This is a genomic window from Streptomyces sp. NBC_01537 (assembly GCF_045040445.1).
Taxonomy (GTDB): Bacteria; Actinomycetota; Actinomycetes; order Streptomycetales; family Streptomycetaceae; genus Actinacidiphila.
In genome coordinates, this window is sequence record NZ_CP109392.1 from 8,188,061 (window position 1) to 8,204,621 (window position 16,561).

Genomic DNA, 16,561 nt, shown 5'->3' on the forward strand with positions numbered 1-16,561 from the left:
GGCTGCTGGCGCTCGTCGTGGTCGTGCTGCTGGCGCAGATGGCGTTCGCGATGGTCACGACGGCCGTGCGGCAGACCCCGACCATCGACGAGCCCGTGTACGTGGGCACGGCGGTGGTCTACGCACAGGAGCACAGCCTGCGGTACAACCCGGAGCATCCGCCGCTGGGCAAGCTGATCATCGCGAGCGGGGTGGAGTTTGCCCACCCGCGTCTGGACCCGGGCTTCGCGGGCGACCAGACGGAGCTCGGACGGCGGCTGCTGTACGAATCGGGGAACGATCCGTGGCGGCTGATGCTGCTGGCGCGGCTGCCGGTGATCGCGCTGACGCTGCTGTTCGGGCTGGTCGTGTTCGCGTTCGCCCGGGAGCTCACCGGCGCGGTGGGCGCGGTGGTGGCGCTGGCGCTGTACGCGTTCTCGCCGGACCTCATCGCGCATGGGTCGCTGGCGACGCTGGATGTGCCGGAGGCCGGGTTCCTGCTGACGTCGGTCTGGCTGCTGTGGCGGGCGCGGCGGCGGCCGGTGCTGTACGTCCCGCTGGCCGGGATGGCGCTCGGGGCGGCCGTCGCGACGAAGATGAGCGCGCTGTCGGCGGTTCCGCTGCTGCTGCTACTGGCCGTCGTGTCGGTCTGGTACGCCCGCCCGGTGGGCGGGAGGGTGCGGCGGCTCGCGGCGGGCGTCGGGGCGGCGGCCGGCATGGGGCTGGTCGCGGTCGCCGTGGTGTGGGCGGCGTATCTCGCAGTGGACCCGCGGCTGCGCTGGACGGCGCCCGCGGACCTGGCGCCCGTGCACGGGCTGCGCGCACTGGCGGTGGACTGGCTGCCGTTCCCGCAGCCGTTCCGGGACGGGATGCGCGTCCAGTTCGGCTTCGAGGACCTGAAGTGGGGCGGGTTCCTGTTCGGGCGGAGCTACTACGGCTCGCTCTGGTACTACCTGCCGGCCGCGTTGCTGGTGAAGACCCCGCTGGGCATGCTCGCGCTGTGGCTCGCCGGCGCCGTCGCGATGCTGACGGTTCCCCGGCTGCGGCCGGCGGCGCCGTACGTGCTGCTGGCGCCGCTCCTGCTGCTGGCCGCCGCCATGACGGGCAACCGGGACCTGGGCGTGCGGTACGCCCTCTTCGTGCCGATGTTCCTGGCGGTGGCGGCGGCCGGGGTGACCGCTGTCCGGCGGCGCCGGCGGTGGGGGCGCGTCGCGGCGGCGGGGCTGGTGGCGTTCGTCGCGGTCAGCTCGCTGCTGACGTTCCCGTACTACCTGCCGTACTCCAACGAGGCGTTCGGCGGGCCGTCGAAGACCCACCTGCGCCTGCACGACTCGAACGTCGACTGGGGCCAGGACCTGGGGCGGCTGGCCGACCGGCTGAAGGAACGGTATCCGGGCGAGCGGATCTGGCTGGTCTACAAGGGCAGCGGAGTGCCGTCCTGGTACGGGATCGAGGCGTCCGACCCGCGCACGGTGCCCCCGGGCGAGGTGCACGGGCTGCTGGTCGTGTCGGACTCCTCGGTCGCCAGGGCCCAGGGCAGGCTGGCGGCGCTGGTCGAGAGCAGTGGCCGGCCCATCGACGAGGTCGGCCACTCGATCTCGATCTACCGCAGGCCGTGAGCGGTCAGGACCCTAGGGCCTGTCCGGCGGCTGTTCTCCTTCAGCCGCCGGCGCGGCGCGGCCGTGGCGTCGCGTGCCCTGGCACCTGGGGGCACCTCCCAGCCCCCAGGGGCTGGGGGAGCTCGCGGCGTTGCCGACTGCGACATCAGCCGCTGGCGCGGCGGGCCCACAGGAAACCACCCTGTGGGCGCTCCGGCGCCTTGCGATCGCAGGCACCAGACCCCGCTCCTTCACCCACGGAGATCCACCGGACAGGCCCTAGGAGACGCCGGACTGCGGGCCGTAGGCGGTCAGGAAGCGGTCGCGGAAGGAACTCATCTTCCACACCGGGGCGTTGTGGGCGGGCTGGAGGCCGTCCGTCCAGTTCCAGCTGTCGATCCGCTTGAGGACGGCCGGGTCGTGGGCGACGATCGTGACGGGCACGTCCCGGCTGGCGTGGGTGCCGGAGACCGTGGTGTTGGGCTGGTGGTCGCCGAGGAAGACGAGCACGGTGTTCTTGTCGCCGTACTTCGTCACGTAGTCGATGAGGTTGCTCACCGAGTACTCGATGGACTGGCCGTACGCGGCCTGCACGTCCTTGGCGTGCTGCCACACCTTCACGGGGTCGGCGCCCGCCTGCCGAATGGCGTTGTAGACGGTGCCGTCGCCGATCTGGTCCCAGCCGATCGTCCTGGGGAGCGGGGCCCAGGGGTTGTGGCTGGAGGTCAGGATCATCATCGACATCAGCGGCTTGTCCTGCTTCTTGCCGGCCTCCAGCCGCTGGTACGCCTCCAGGGTGTACTGGTCGGGCATGGTCGACCAGCTGAACTTCGGGCCCTGGTAGCCGAGCTGCGAGGAGTTGTAGATCTTGTCGAACTTGTAGAACTTCCCCTCCGGCCAGGCCCGCTGAACGCCGGGCATGATGCCGACCGTCCGCCAGGCGCCGGTCTTGGCGAAGGCACCGGTGAGGGACATGCGGTCGCTCCCGGTGATGGTGTTGTAGCGCTGCTGGTTGTTGATCCACAGGCCCGACATGAAGGTGGAGTGTCCCAGCCAGCTGCCGGCGCCGTACGTCGACGAGGTGAGCCAGCCGCTCTTGGAGGCGAAACCGGCCGCGTTGAGCTGCTTGGTGCCGGCGGTGAGCGCCGCGTCGACCCCCGGCGCCTCCACCGGGTCCTCGATGGCGCTGCGGCCGTAGCTCTCGATGAAGGTGAAGATGACGTTCTTGCCGCGCAGCCCGGTGAGCAACTGGTCGGCCGGGGTGTCGGCGAACTTGTCGACGGCGGCCTGCTTGGCGAACACCACATCGTCCCGGCGGGTCTGGTTCACCTGCTCCACCCGGCTCCTGAGGGCGGAGGTGGCGCTCCTGGAGGCGACGGGCACGCCGGCGATCTGCAGGCCGAGCGTGGCGCAGACGATCCAGGCCGTTCCGGCCACCAGGGCGCCCCGGTTCGCCCTGGCGCGGTGGCGTACCAGGACATTGCTCAGGCGGACGACCGCCAGGGCCATCACGGCGGGCACGGCCAGGACGAGCAGCACGGCTACGACGGCGACGGCGATCGCCGCGACCTGGCCGATCGAGTCCTTCAGGAACGACTCGGCGTCGCTGAACAGCATCCAGTCGAGCATCGGGTTGAAGCGCCGGTCGAGCTGTGAGTAATAGCCCATGTCAACGGCGTTGAGGATGGCCGTCAGGCCGATGACCACCCCGCCGAGCGCGGCCGCCACCCGCCGCGGCCTCGGCGGCAGCACGAGCAGCAGCGCGGCACCGAGAACCGCCTCCGCCGGTATGCGTATGAACCTGCCGGGAGTGAGGAGGGGGAGCTGGTTCGGCATCAGCAGGGCGAAGTACACCAGCACGGCGGCCAGTCCGGTCGTTCCCCACGACACGGCCCGCGCCGTGGCCGGGTACCTCTCCCGCCAGCCGCGCAGGCCGCGCCAGATCTGCCAACGCCTGTCCTTGGCGGCCGGGGTGGGCTCGGCGGCCGGGCTGTCCGGCGTCGGGTCCGCCTCCGTGGTTGCCGTGGCTGTCTCTGCTGATTCCGTATCCGTGTTCAACCCGAAGGTCCTTCCGTGCAAAAAGCCCAGTGGTCCGCACTGACGCCTACGGCTCTCCGGCGGATTCGGTTCACACACTGCCAGCTCAGCCGGGTAAAGGTCAGGTCAGGAAAAGAGCCGCCATAAGAACTGCCTGTGCATGACAATGAAGAAAACCGGAGGGAATGAGCGATGACCGGCGTCGACAACGCCTTCTACGGCCCCGCGAGCTGGGAAGGGCCGCCGCGCCGCCACGGCCCCGTCGCCCGGGTCGCCGCGCTGTCCGATGTCCACGCCAACATCCCCGCGCTTGAGGCCGTGCTGGCCGAACCGGATGTCGCCACCGCCGATCTGATCGTCCTGTGCGGGGACCTGACGTGGGGTCCCGAACCGCAGCAGACCTACGAGCGGATCGCCGCGCTGGGGAAGCGCGCCCTGTGCGTACGCGGCAACGGCGACCGCTTCGCCCTGGAGATCGCCGCGGGCACCAGCGCCCCCGCCGCGCCCCGCCAGTCCTGGATCCCCGCGCAGCACTCGCCCGAGGCCATGGCCTTCCTCGCCCGCATCCCCTTCAGCCTCCTCGTCGAGGTCCACGGACTCGGCCCGGTGCTCTTCTGCCACGGCTCGCCGCGCAGCGACCACGAACTGGTCACCCCCGAAACGACATCCGCCCGCTTCACCGAACTGGCCGACTCCGTCGACGCCCCCACCCTCGTCACCGGCCACACCCACCTCCAGTTTGACCGAGCAGTCGCCGGCCGCCGCAGCGTCGGCCCCGGCAGCGTCGGCCTGCCCTACCACCACGGCGAACCCGGCACCGCGTACTGGGCCCTCCTCGGCCCCGGCATCCAGCTCCGGACCACCCGCTACGACGTCTCCGCCACCATCGCCCGCGCCCGGGACACGGGCGACCCCGGTGCCGACACGTTCGTCGCCACGCTGCTCCGGCCGCCCACGCCCGAGGAGATCATCGTGGACGCCGAGACGCGGGTCTTCGCCAACTGAGGCTCAGGGCCTGTCCGGCCGATCTTGGCCGGGTCCGCGACGCCACAGCGACATCAGCCGCTGGCCCGGCGGGCGGCACCTCGCGGCGTTGCCGAAACGCCCACAGGAAACCACCCTGCGGGCGCCCCGGCGCCTTGCGATGCACCGCGCCGGACGCCGCGGCCCATCCGACCAAGATCGGCCGGACGGGCCCTAGTCTCAACCGCATGGATGAGCTCGACGGAGTGGAGATCATCGCCTTCGCGGACGCCGAGGCGTTCGAGGGCTGGCTGGCCGCAAACCACACACGCCAGGAGGGTGTGTGGATCAAGGTGGCGAAGAAGAAGTCCGGCATCGCGACGGTCACCGATGACGAGGTGGTCGACATCGGGCTGTGCTACGGCTGGATCTCCGGGCAGCGGCGGTCCCTGGACGAGCAGTACTACCTCCAGAAGTACGTGCCGCGCCGGCCCAGGAGCCTGTGGTCGCAGGTGAACGTGGACAAGGTCGCGGCACTGACAGCCGCCGGCCGCATGCGCGAACCCGGGCTGGCGGAGGTCCGCAGGGCGCAGGAGGACGGGCGGTGGGAGCGGGCGTACGAGTCGCAGAAGGCGGTGACGGTGCCGGCCGATCTCGCGGCGGTGCTCGACGCGAACCCGCAGGCCGGGAAGGCGTTCGAGGCGCTCGACAAGACCGGACGGTACCTGCTGATCCTGCCGCTGCTTCAGGCGCGTACGCCGGAGATCCGGCGGGCACGGCTCGACAAGGCCCTCAACACCCTGGTGCCCCCGGCACCTCCGGCACCCCCGGCACCTCCGACACATGGGCGCTGACGATCCGCCACCCCTCGGGGAACCGCGCCCACACCTGGGTCTGGCGGCCGGTGGCGGTGCCGCCGGGGTAGGAGAAGAGCGTGGTGACGACCGCGAAATCCGTCCCGAAGGTGCTGATCCTGGTGTCGAAGAGGGTGCGGCCCGGCGGCAGCGGGGGCTGCTGCCGCCGCCAGGCGCGGATCTCGTCGGCACCGGTCTGGCGGTCGGCGATGCCGAAGCGGACCGTGTCGGGGGAGTCCCGGAAGGCGTCGGCGACGGCTTCCTGGTCGTCCTTGACGAGGGCTTCCTCGTACGCGGTGAAGGCCGCCGCCACTTCGGCGACGGTCTCCGGCTGGTCCGTCACGCTGCCGGCTCCGCGACGGTGCCGCCGTGCAGCCGCTCCAGCTCCAGTTCCTCCGCGTCGGGGACGCGGGCCTGGGGCCGGGTGAGGGCGAAGGCGCCGCACAGCACGGCTGCGAACAGATAGCCCAGGGACACGCCGCCGCTCTCGTTCCAGCCCACCTGCGGGGCGTGGATCAGCCCGACGAAGGACAGCAGCGCGCCCACCAGGGCCACCACCCCGGCCGGCACGAACCGTTTGTCGATGACGAAGGCGACCAGCGCCCCGAAGACCAGGCCCGCCAGGATCGCGCCCTGCCCGAGCACCATCAGCCCGTGGTAGACCACCCCGGCGGACTCCAGGTTCGCCTCGCCCACCTTCGCCGCGCTGGTACCGGCCGCCGCCAGGGCGTTGTCCATCTGGCCGACGGCCCAGGAGGCCAGGTTGGGGATCAGCGCGGCCACCACCGCCGCCGCGTGCGCCTTCGGCGAGAACTGGAACGCCTGGGCCCCGATGAGCAGTCCGATGTAGAGCAGGATGGGCACGATCGCGGCCACCGGGAAGATCGCCCCGAGCAGCCCGAACATGCCCAGGAAGCACATCAGCGCGATCACCGCGCCCGTGGCCAGCGAGTAGCCCGTACGCCCGCCCGCCTTCTTCCAGCCCGGGTGGCCGACGTACACCGCGGGCGGGAAGGGCGAGCCCAGCGCCGAGCCGATCACGGCGCCGGCGCCGTCGGCGAGCAGCACCGAGCGCAGGTTGTACGAGTCGCCGGCGGCCGCCGCGCTCTCGACGTTCGTCATGCCCTCGGTGAAGTTGTAGACGCCCAGCGGAATGGCGGTGGCCAGCAGCGGAGCGGTGTCGCCCAGGCCCGAGAACAGCGTGCCGAAGTGGAAGCCGGGCAGCGCGAAGGCGATGTCACCGGCCGCCGCCGAGACCTCGGACCCGGACATCGCCCCGCCGGCCCAGCCGATCGCGGTGCCCACCAGCAGCGCGGCGAGGCCGATGGGGATGTTGCCGGGCAGCCTGATGTCGGTCATCAGGCCGATCAGAAGCAGCAGCAGGACCGGCAGGGCGATCCACAGCTTGTCCCACATCTGCCCGGCCGGCCGCATCGAGATGAAGGAGATCGAGATACCGGCCAGTGTGCCCAGCAGCGCCGCGCGGGGTGCGTAGCGGCGGATGTACGGACCGACGAAGGCGCCGATGAGCACGATGACGCCGATGATGAACGCCCAGGCCACCCCCGCCTTCCAGGCCAGCAGCGGGTCCTTGGTCCTCAGGTAGACCGGGAGCATGATGACGAACACCACGATGAACATGTGCGGCACGCTCGGCCCGTAGGGCAGCGCCGTGACGTCCGGCCTCCCCTCCCGCAGGGCGAGGCGGCGGCCCAGGACGGCGTAGTAGATGTTGCCGACGATCAGCGCGATGCCGAGCGCGGGCAGGATCGTGTGGAAGACGTCGTGCCCGCGCAGATGCAGCACGCCCAGACACAGCCCGGTCAGGGTCAGTACGTTCACCAGGACGTTGACGCCGAGGCCGAAGAACGCGTTGGTGTCGCCCCGCACCCACAGGGGCAGCGGCATGGGGGTGCTGTCGGAGTGCTCGGGAGCGGGGTTGCGGCGGAAAGTGAGCATGGCGGAATCACCCTTCGTGCGGGCGGAGCGGTGGAGGGGCTGGGGTGGGTCAGGACAGCTGGGGTGCCACGGGGGCCGGCGTCACGGGGGCCAGCGCGGCGAGGAACGCCGCCGACTCCGCGGTCCAGCCGAAGATGCCGCCCTGGGCGGCGACCATCTCCAGCCCCGCGCGCTGGAACTGCGGGAAGTACGAGCCCACGCAGTCCGACAGCACCAGGCACTCGTACCCGCGGTCGTTGGCCTCGCGGACCGTCGTGTGCACGCACACCTCGGTGGTGACGCCCGTGACGACCAGGCTGCGGATGCCCCGGGAGGCGAGCAGATCGCCGAACTCCGTTGCGTAGAAAGCGCCCTTGCCCGGCTTGTCGATGACCGGTTCACCGGCGACCGGGTACAGCTCCTCGATGATGTCGTGGCCCTCCTCGCCGCGCACCAGGATGCGGCCCTTCGGGCCCGGGTCGCCGATCCGCAGGCTGGGGCTGCCCCGCAGGAGCTTGCTCGGCGGGCAGTCGGACAGGTCGGGAAGATGCCCCTCGCGGGTGTGCACGACGGTCATCCCGGCCGCCCGGCACGCGCCGAGCACCGCCCGCAACGGGGCGATGGTGCGCCGTAGTTCGTTCACGTCGTTGCCCAGGCTCTCGCCGAATCCACCGGGCTCGAGGAAGTCCCGCTGCATGTCGATGAGGACGAGTGCCGTGGCGAAGGGGTCGAAGGAGAACGGGTAGGGAGCGGCGTCGACTTGAAGCGGTGGCGGGACAGTTGCCATCTGCGGCCGTCCTTCGGTCGGGCGTGACGGGGCTTGCGTTACGGCGCGGCCGGAACCGTCGTCGCCGCGATCAGCTCCTCGGAGGTGGAGACGCAGCCGAAGACGCCGCCCTGCATGGTGACCATGTGCAGCGCGGCCTCGTGATTGGCCGGATCGGTGGCACCCGTGCAGTCGGAGAGGATCAGGCACTCGTAACCGCGGTCGTTGGCCTCGCGCATCGTGGTGTGCACGCACACATCGGTGGTGATCCCGGTGAGCACCAGATGGGTGATGCCCCGGTTGCGCAGCACCAGGTCCAGGTTGGTCGCGTAGAACGCCCCCTTGCCCGGCTTGTCCACGATCACCTCCCCGGGAACGGGGGCCACTTCGGATACGATCTCCCAGCCCGGTTCCCCCCGGACCAGGATCCGCCCGCACGGCCCCGCCCCGCCGATCTCCGCCCCGATCCGCGCCGACCGCCACCGCTTGTTCGCCGGCAGGTCCGCCAGATCCGGACTGTGCCCCTCCCGCGTGTGGACCACCAGCATCCCCGTGCTGCGCGCATGCGCCAGCAGCTTCTGCGTCGCCGGCAGTCCGGCTCTGGTCAGGGAGATGTCATAGCCCATGGCGTCCACGTAGCCGCCGGGGCCGCAGAAGTCCGTCTGCCAGTCGATGCAGAGCACCGCGACGCGGGCCGCGGGTACGGACGTGTCGTAGGGCCATGGGTACGGATCGGCGGAAACCGGTCCCACTACGGCGTGCGCGTTCATGTCCATCGAAGCCCCAGTCGCTGGAAGCCGGGGGTGCGTGAAGGTGGCGCACGAGCTGAGAACGCGGAATGTGTACGGCTGATTATCAGCGCCCATGTTTCACCGGGAACGTCGCGGAGTAACGGGCGGATGACGTAAGAAGACGTAGGGAGGCGACCGGTCGGTCACGCCACGGCGTGCCCGCTGAAACCGGCGACGAGTGCGGCGATGTCCCGGCCGACGATCTCGGCGAAGGACCGGTCGCCGTACACGCCCGCGGCCCAGTGGCGGGCGCCCTCGCTGACCATCGACTGGGCCGGCCGCGCGAGGTGTGCGGTGTCGACGTGGCCGGGCAGCTTGCCGTCCGACCGGGCCTGCTCGAAGAGCTCGGCGAAGATGAACGAGGCCGGAGAAGCGACGCGGGAGCGGGCGCGCCGGTGCGTCCAGGGTGCCCGTGCGCTTCTCCGGCCGTAGGTCAGGACCCTGGCCGTCCCGCTCTTGTGCTGGAGGAGGAAGACCGAGGCGAAGCAGGGCGTGTCGCTCTCGGCGAACTCGTAGGCGTACGTGGGCACTTACCGCGGGGCCACGGACGGCCGGTCCGATAGGATGCTGCGATGCGTCTGACGAAGTACGGTCACGCGTGCGTGCGCCTCGAGGCCGAGGGCCGCTCGCTCGTCATCGATCCAGGCATCTACACCGAGCCGGAGTCCCTGTCCGGGGTTGCGGCGGTGCTCGTCACCCACGAGCACGACGATCACATCGACACCGACAAGCTCGTGGCGGCGCGGGCCGCCAACCCCGGTCTCACGGTGCACGCCCCCGCCGACGTCGCGGCCGCGCTCGGCGACTGGGCGACGCCGGTCGCGGCGGGCGACACGATCTCGGCGGGCGGCTTCACGGTGCGCGTCGTCGGCGGCCGGCACGCCGACATCGTCGACGAGCTGCCCGGCTGCGCCAACGTCGGCTTCGTCGTCGAAGGGGTTTATCACCCAGGCGACTCGCTGTTCGTCCCGGACGAGCCGGTCGAGACGCTGCTTGTGCCGGTCGCCGGGCCGTGGCTGCACCTCGGCCTCGCGGTGGAGTTCACGCGGGCGGTCAAGCCGGGCCGCGCGTTCGCCATCCACGACGCCACGGTGAACGAGCGCGGGTTCGAGAACGTCGACTGGTGGCTGGGGAACCACAGCGGCGCGCCCTACACGCGCCTGCTCCCCGGGGCATCGGCCGATCTCTAGAACGACCAGGCGGGCGTGAGGCTCCCGCGCGGACCCGGACGGGGACGACCGCGGTCCGGCGGGAGCCTCACTCAGGCCACTACGCGAGGCCGCTGAGTGCCTTGTCGATGAACGGAACCAGCCGGCCGACGATCGGCGGCTTCATGACCGAGTAGTGGTCGCCGGGGAGCCAGACCTGCGTGACCCGGTCGCCGAACAGGGTCCGCCAACCGAGCGCACCGTCCGGCCCGACGACGGCCGACTCCTCGTCGGTGCGGACCAGCAGCACGTCGTAGTCGCCGAACTCCGGCCGGAAGCCGAGCACATACTCCTGGCAGGCGGCGATGTTCGACCGGTAGAGCGCGAACAGCGTCTCGAAGTGTTCGGCGCCCGCGTCCGGGGTGAGTACGTCGCGGTCCCGCATCGCCGCGGCCAGCAGGGCCTGTTGCTCCGCGACGGAGCGGCCCGCGAGGTCGGCGGCGGTCAGCGGCAGGCCGTAGTGCGCCGCGAACCGCTCGACGATCTGTCGGTTGGTCATGCCCGCGTAGTAGTCGTCGTCGGAGGTACCCTCGACCACCGCCCTGAGCGCCCGCGTGTCCGGCGCGGCGCCGTCGATGACGACCAGCGTCCCGATCCGGTGACCGAGGCCGCGCAGCCGTTCGGCCAGAGCGTAGGCGAAGACAGCCCCGAGGCCCCAGCCGACGATCGTGCTCGGCACCGCGTCGGCCTCGGTCCGGCGGCCGATCTCGGCGGCGTACTGCTCGACCATCTCGCGGACGTGCGGCACCGGCGCGCGCCGGCCGTCCAGCCCGACCGCTTCCAGGCCGTACACCGGGACGTCGGCCGGCATCGCACGCACCAGGTCGAGGTAGCCCATGACGCTCCCGCCACCGGCGTGGACGCAGTAGACCGGCGGCCGGGTGCCATCGGGACGCATCGGGACGAGCACCGTCGACTGCCACTCGGCCTGGGCCCGGACCGCCCTGGCGAGTCCCTCCACGGTGCCGTTCTCGAAGAGGACCGAGATCGGCAGCCGGGCGCCGAGCTTGCGGGACACGGCCGCCAGCAGCTGGAGCGCCAGCAGCGAGTGCCCGCCCACGGCGAAGAAGTCGTCGGTGACGCCGAACCGGTCCGAGCCCAGCATCGCCCTCCAGATCTCGAGGATTCGCAGCTCCAGCGAGTCGCGCGGGGGCACCGCGGCCGCCGCGCGGCCCGCCGTGCTGTCCATGGCCAGTAGCTGGGCCCGGTCGACCTTGCCGTTGGCGGTGCGCGGCAGCGCGGCGACGACGGCGAACGCCTTCGGGACCATGTGCTCGGGCAGCACGGTGCGCAGGTGCCCGCTCAGCTCCTCGACCGTGGGCCCGCTCGCTTCCAGCGCGACGAAGGCGGTAAGCACCCGATCCGGGCCCGCGACCGTGACCAGGCACTCGCGCATGCCCGGGTGTCCGCGCAGCACCGCCTCGATCTCCTGCGGTTCGACCCGGTAGCCGTTGATCTTCAGCTGGTCGTCGGTACGACCCAGGTACTCCAGCTCGCCGCCGGGAAGGGCGCGGACCACGTCGCCTGTGCGGTACCAGCGGACCGGCGCACCACCCGGCGCGGCGGGCGCGCTGAGGAAGCGCTCCGCGGTCCGCTCCGGCTGCTTCAGATAGCCGTCGGCCAGTTGGGCACCGGAGAGGTACAGCTCCCCCGGCATCCAGGCCGGCACCGGCCGGCCCGTGCCGTCCCAGACCGCGGCGCGGGTGCCCGGCAGCGGGGTGCCGATCGGTACGGTCCTGGCCCGCGGGTCGAGGGGCGACGCGCCGGCCGGGAAGGTGCAGACCCCGACGGTGGTCTCGGTCGGGCCGTAGTGGTTGACGACCACGCACTCCGGCGCGATCGCCGCGACCCGCTCGACCAGGTCGATCGGGCACGCCTCACCGCCGACGACCAGCAATCGGCGCGGCAGTACCCGGGCCGGATCCTCGGCGGCGTTGAGCAGCGCGGCCAGGTGCGAAGGGACGATCTTCAGGCAGTCGATCTCGCGATCGCTCATCCAGGCCGACAGCTCGGCCGGGTCGGTGGCCGCCGACCGCGGCACGACGGACAGGCGCCCGCCCGAGGCCAGAGCCGAGAAGACGGCCGTGTACCCCAGGTCGGCGGCTACGGTCGTGATGACGGCGAACGACGATCCCGCCGCGCCGGGCAGCCGCTGCCCGACCTCGTGGACGTAGGTGGCCAGGGCACCGTGGCTGACCGCCACGCCTTTGGGCCGGCCGGTGCTGCCGGAGGTGTAGACGACGTAGGCGAGGGCGGCCGGATCGGGATCCGACCGGACCGCTGCGGGGGCTTCCTCGTCCGGCAGATCCTCGATCAGGAGGCAGGGTATGGCCGACTCCGCGAGCCGCCCCGCCAACGCGGCGCTGGTGACCACGACGCCGGTCCCGGTGTCGGCGAGGGTCGCGGCGATCCGGCCCGGCGGCGTGGTGTCGTCCAGGACGGTGAACGCCGCACCGGCCCGCCAGATGCCCAGCATCGCGCCGATGGTGGGCGCGCCCCGTTCGAGCAGGACCGGGACGACCGAGCCCGGACCGGCCCCGGCGGCCGCGAGCCGGGCGGCCAGGCGGTCGGCGAACCGGTCCAGCTGCCCGTAGCTGAGCGTGGTGGCGGAATCCTCGACCGCGGTGGCGTCCGGGTTCCGCATGCGCTGCTCGGCGAAGCGTGCGGGCACGAGGCGCACCGCGCCGCCGGCCGGCATCTCCGCGACGGCCCGGTCCGGCTGGTCCGCACCGTCCGGCCAGACGCGCAGCGCGCCGACGTGTGTGTCGGGGTCCGCGACCGCGTGGGCCAGCACGGTGCGCAGCACCGTTCCGAGCCCGGCCAGGTCGGCCTCGGTGAACCGGGCCGGGTCGTAGCCGAGCGCGACCCGCGCGGCGCAGGCCCCGACCTGGTCGACGAGCAGCGCGAGACCCGCGCCCGGGTGCACGCCGTGGACGGCGACCGGCGCGAACAGCAGGTCGCCGGCCGCCCGGGGGGCGCCCAGGTCGACGTGGTCGAAGGCGATCACGTCCAGGGTGTCGCGGGTCGACCACCACGCGGCGTCGAACAGCTCCGACTCGCCCTCGGCGTGCTCGAAGGCGGCGTGGCACCGCCGCACCAGGTCGCGGAACGGCGTGTCGGCGGCGACGGCGACCTGCAGCGGCAAGAGCCTCGCCAGCGGGCCGAGCGCGCCGGCCAGCTCCGGTGCGGAGCGCCCGCCGTCCACCAGCCCGGTGAGCAGCCGGTCCGCGCCGGTGTAGCGGTGCAGCACGACCTGCCAGGCGGCGAGCAGCAGGTCGCGGAGGTCGCCCCCGACGGCGGCGAGCCGGTCGGCGCTGTCGGGCGGGAGGACGTCCGCCAGCTCGATCGCGGCGGCGGCCGTGCTGCCATCACCGCAGCGCACCGGCAGCTCGAAGGGCAGTCGCAGCGCGGTGGTGTCGTCGTCGACCTCGCGCAGGTAGCGCGGGTGCTCGAAACGGCCGTCCCCGACCCGCTCCCGCAGCCACTCGGCGAGGTCCGCGTACTGCAACGGATCCTCGCCGGCGCCGGCGCCGGCGCCAGCGTAGGCCCGGGCCAGCTCGTCGATCAGCACCGCCGCGCCCGCACGGTCCAGCACGGCCGCCGAGGCCCGCAGCCGCAGCACGTGCCGATTCGGGCCGACGCGCCGCACCGCCAGAGATACCGGCGTCGACTCGACCACCGCCTCGGGGTACCAGTCCTCGGCGGCGCCCGCCGAAGCGGCGCCCGCCGAAGCGGCGTCCGCCTCGGCGCCGGGCACCTGCTCCGGGTGCGGCCGGATCACCTGGGCCGGCGCCACGTAGCCGTCCAGGATCCGCAGCTCGGTCCGCAGGATCTCGTGATGCTCGATGACGCGGCGGGCCGCGCCGTACAACCGATCCAGGTCCAGCGGACCGCGCAGCTCGACCACCACGGTGACCGGGACCGCCCGCCCGCCCCGCGACTCCGCCTTCCGCCACGTCAGCTCCTGCTGCGGCGAGATCGCGAACGCGTCCACGGTGCCGGCGCTCATCGCTCACCGCCCGGCACCGACGAGGCCGGCTCGGCCATCGCCACGAGTACCTTCCGCGGTCCGGTGTACGGTTGCCGGCCGTGCGCGGTCAGCACGTTGTCGATCAGCAGCACATCGCCGTCGCTCCAGGCCTCCGCGCGGTACTCGGCGTCGAACGCCGCGTTGATCGTGGCGATCACCTCGTCCTCGATCGGCGTGCCGTCGCCGTACAGCGCGTTGCGCGGCAGATCGATCGGGTCCAGCGCCTCCAGCAGCGACCCGCGTACGTCCGCCGGCAGGCTGACCGTGTGGAAGAGGTGCGCCTGGTTGAACCAGGCCCACTCGCCGGTGACCGGGTGCCGCACGACGGCCTGCGCGACCTGCTGCGTCCGCAGCCGCCGGCCCGGCAGCCAGGTGAACTCGATCCCCGAGTCCGCGCAGAACCGTTCCACCTCGGCCGGGTCCTCGGTCTCGAAGGCCTGCTGCCATGTCAGGTCCATGCCGCTGCCGTAGTTGCGCACGTACATTACGCCGTGCGCCGCGAAGCGGTCCCGGACGTCCTGCGGGATCCGCTCGTACACCCGGCGGCTGTCGGCCAGCGGCGTCGCACCGCCGGTTTGGGCCGCCCTGTCGCTGAGGAACCACAGCCGCATCGGCCAAATCGTCGCGTAGGCCAGCTCGTTGTGCATCGGGATCGACTCGCTGGCCGGGTACTCGGTGGACGTGTAAACCTGACGCATCTCGCGGGTGCGCGGCGTCGATCCGTACACATAGTTCATCGCCTCGGGCGACACGGCGAGAACGAGCCGCTCCAGGCCCTCGGCGCCGGAGATGCCGAAGCCGCGGAACAGCACCGCGCCGTGGCTGTGCAGCAGTTCCCGCAGCGGCTCGCGGCTCGCCGCCAGCCAGGCGGCCAGGTCGACGCCGGGCACGTCGGCCGTGACTGTCGCCGGAAGACGTTCCGCGGTCGGCGGCGTGACGGTGACCGCCGGGCCGTCCGCCACGGCAACGGTGCGGCGGCGGATGTCCCGGAGTGCTGGACGTTGTTGCGCGTTGACGTTCACGATCTCCCCTGTGGTAATCAGGCAGTTTTGAGCGGGCGCTCGGCGGCACCCGGAACCGGATCGGCGTTCGGATTGGTGGACGAATCCGTGGACGGAGGCTCGGGCTCCACGTCCGAGATCGCCCGGATCTTGCGGATCGGCGAGATGAGCGTGAGGCCGGCCGGCAGTAGCAGCGCCACGCCGAGCACGACGATCGAGGAGCGGGTGCCGATGGCCGCGCCGAGGAAACCGCCGACGAGTGCGCCCAGCGGCAGCGCGCCCCAGATGATTGTGCGGATGGCCGCCGTCGTGCGGCTCATCAGGTGCTGCGGCGTGATGGTCTGCCGGATGGTGATGACGTTGACGTCGAACAGCGGATTGCTGGCGTTCTGGAGGAAGAAGGCCGCCCCGACGACGACCGCCGCCAGCGTGGGCGCGCCGCCGGCGAAGGCGAGCACGATGCCGCCGACGGCGCTGGCCCCGGTGGCGATGCACACGGTGGGGCCGACGCCGAACCACGCGTTGATCCGCCCCATCACGGCGATGCCGAACACGCCGCCGATGGCGCCCACGAACACGACCGTGGCGATGGCCGACGCGCTCAGGTGCAGCTCGTGCGACAGGAACACGAAGAACACCGCCATCAGCGCCTGGAGCAGCAGGTTCCAGGTCCCGGCGATCAGGGCGATCCAGCGCAGGAACGGGGTCTTCCGGATGAACACCAGCCCGCTGAGCAGCTCCCGGCGGATGGACGCGGGTTCCGGCGACTCCTCCGGCTCGGCCCTGACCTGCCCGATCGAGTGCAGGAAGAGCGCCGAGAAGGCGAACGTCGCGGCGTTGACGACGATGGCGTAGGGGGCCGACAGGACCCGCAGGATCAGCACGGCGATACCGGGGCCGCCGACCTGGGAGACCACGGCGCTGCTCTCCAGGAGGCGGTTGGCGTTGATCAGGTCGCGCTGGTCGACGACCGAGGTGAGGATGCTCTGGTAGGCGATGTCGAAGAACACGGTGGCCACCCCGACCACGAACACCACGACGCACATCAGGGCGATCGACAGGTGGTTGGTCCACGCGAGGATCGGGATCGTCACGATCGCCGCCGCGCGGGTCCAGTCCGCCGCGATCATCACGACGCGGTGGTTCCAGCGCTCCACGAAGACCCCGGCCAGCAGGCCGAAGAGCAGGTAGGGCGCCCGCTCGGCCGCGGCGAGAAAACCCACCTGCACCGTGCCGGCGTTCAGGATCAGGATGGCCGCCAGCGGGAAGGCGACCATGCTCACCTGCGCGCCCATCTGCGAGACGGACTCCGCCGCCCACAGTTTGCGGAACTTCGCCTGACCGGGAGTGAACGGCCAGCGTTTCAGCCGTGACAGGACCAATGGCATGGGGCAAA

Annotated in this window: 13 protein-coding genes; 4 read left to right on the top strand and 9 right to left on the bottom strand. The window is 71.9% G+C overall.

What is annotated here, in order from left to right; all coding sequences use genetic code 11:
* Positions 1-38: 38 nt before the first annotated feature.
* A complete protein-coding gene (locus OG607_RS37660) occupies positions 39-1,598 on the top strand; it encodes a phospholipid carrier-dependent glycosyltransferase (protein WP_405737315.1) in 1,560 nt (519 codons plus the stop codon).
* Positions 1,599-1,856: 258 nt separating this feature from the next.
* Here the strand turns inward: OG607_RS37660 and OG607_RS37665 are convergent, their stop codons facing one another.
* Positions 1,857-3,635: a sulfatase-like hydrolase/transferase gene (locus OG607_RS37665; protein ID WP_405733459.1), complete on the bottom strand. Its 1,779-nt coding sequence runs from the start codon at positions 3,633-3,635 to the stop codon at positions 1,857-1,859.
* 171 nt (positions 3,636-3,806) lie between these two features.
* Here OG607_RS37665 and OG607_RS37670 point away from each other — a divergent pair, with 171 nt between their 5' ends.
* Both OG607_RS37670 and OG607_RS37675 read left to right on the top strand, forming a co-directional pair.
* Positions 3,807-4,619 (top strand): metallophosphoesterase family protein, encoded by an 813-nt coding sequence (locus tag OG607_RS37670; protein WP_405733462.1) that lies wholly within the window; start codon positions 3,807-3,809, stop codon positions 4,617-4,619.
* 206 nt (positions 4,620-4,825) lie between these two features.
* Positions 4,826-5,431, top strand: coding sequence for a YdeI family protein (locus OG607_RS37675; RefSeq protein WP_405733465.1), 606 nt, complete (start codon positions 4,826-4,828; stop codon positions 5,429-5,431).
* On the opposite strand, the gene OG607_RS37680 is transcribed toward OG607_RS37675, so the two are convergent.
* The 5 genes from OG607_RS37680 to OG607_RS37700 all read right to left on the bottom strand — a co-directional run bounded on the left by OG607_RS37680 (position 5,370) and on the right by OG607_RS37700 (position 9,456).
* Positions 5,370-5,774, bottom strand: a complete 405-nt coding sequence (locus OG607_RS37680; RefSeq protein WP_405733467.1) for an AtzH-like domain-containing protein — start codon at positions 5,772-5,774, stop codon at positions 5,370-5,372. The genes OG607_RS37675 and OG607_RS37680 overlap by 62 nt on opposite strands.
* On the bottom strand, positions 5,771-7,390 hold the full coding sequence (locus tag OG607_RS37685) for a regulator (RefSeq protein ID WP_405733470.1): 1,620 nt from the start codon (positions 7,388-7,390) through the stop codon (positions 5,771-5,773). Before OG607_RS37685 ends, OG607_RS37680 begins: the two co-directional genes overlap by 4 nt.
* A 49-nt stretch (positions 7,391-7,439) precedes the next feature.
* Positions 7,440-8,156 carry a cysteine hydrolase family protein gene (locus tag OG607_RS37690; protein ID WP_405733473.1) on the bottom strand — a complete coding sequence of 239 codons (717 nt, stop codon included), beginning with the start codon at positions 8,154-8,156 and terminating at the stop codon, positions 7,440-7,442.
* 38 nt (positions 8,157-8,194) lie between these two features.
* Positions 8,195-8,911, bottom strand: coding sequence for a cysteine hydrolase family protein (locus OG607_RS37695; RefSeq protein WP_405733476.1), 717 nt, complete (start codon positions 8,909-8,911; stop codon positions 8,195-8,197).
* A 158-nt stretch (positions 8,912-9,069) separates the two neighbouring features.
* On the bottom strand, positions 9,070-9,456 hold the full coding sequence (locus OG607_RS37700) for a hypothetical protein (RefSeq protein WP_405733479.1): 387 nt from the start codon (positions 9,454-9,456) through the stop codon (positions 9,070-9,072).
* Positions 9,457-9,498: 42 nt separating this feature from the next.
* On the opposite strand from OG607_RS37700, the gene OG607_RS37705 reads away from it, so the two are divergent.
* Positions 9,499-10,116 carry an MBL fold metallo-hydrolase gene (locus OG607_RS37705; protein ID WP_405733482.1) on the top strand — a complete coding sequence of 206 codons (618 nt, stop codon included), beginning with the start codon at positions 9,499-9,501 and terminating at the stop codon, positions 10,114-10,116.
* Positions 10,117-10,195: 79 nt separating this feature from the next.
* On the opposite strand, the gene OG607_RS37710 is transcribed toward OG607_RS37705, so the two are convergent.
* The 3 genes from OG607_RS37710 to OG607_RS37720 are packed head-to-tail and all read right to left on the bottom strand — an operon-like array spanning position 10,196 to position 16,553.
* Positions 10,196-14,143, bottom strand: a complete 3,948-nt coding sequence (locus tag OG607_RS37710) for a non-ribosomal peptide synthetase (protein WP_405733485.1) — start codon at positions 14,141-14,143, stop codon at positions 10,196-10,198.
* Complete coding sequence (locus tag OG607_RS37715; protein WP_405733488.1) at positions 14,140-15,186, bottom strand: TauD/TfdA family dioxygenase; 1,047 nt, start codon at positions 15,184-15,186, stop codon at positions 14,140-14,142. Before OG607_RS37715 ends, OG607_RS37710 begins: the two co-directional genes overlap by 4 nt.
* A gap of 17 nt (positions 15,187-15,203) precedes the next feature.
* Positions 15,204-16,553: an MFS transporter gene (locus OG607_RS37720; RefSeq protein ID WP_405733491.1), complete on the bottom strand. Its 1,350-nt coding sequence runs from the start codon at positions 16,551-16,553 to the stop codon at positions 15,204-15,206.
* Positions 16,554-16,561 lie beyond the last annotated feature (8 nt).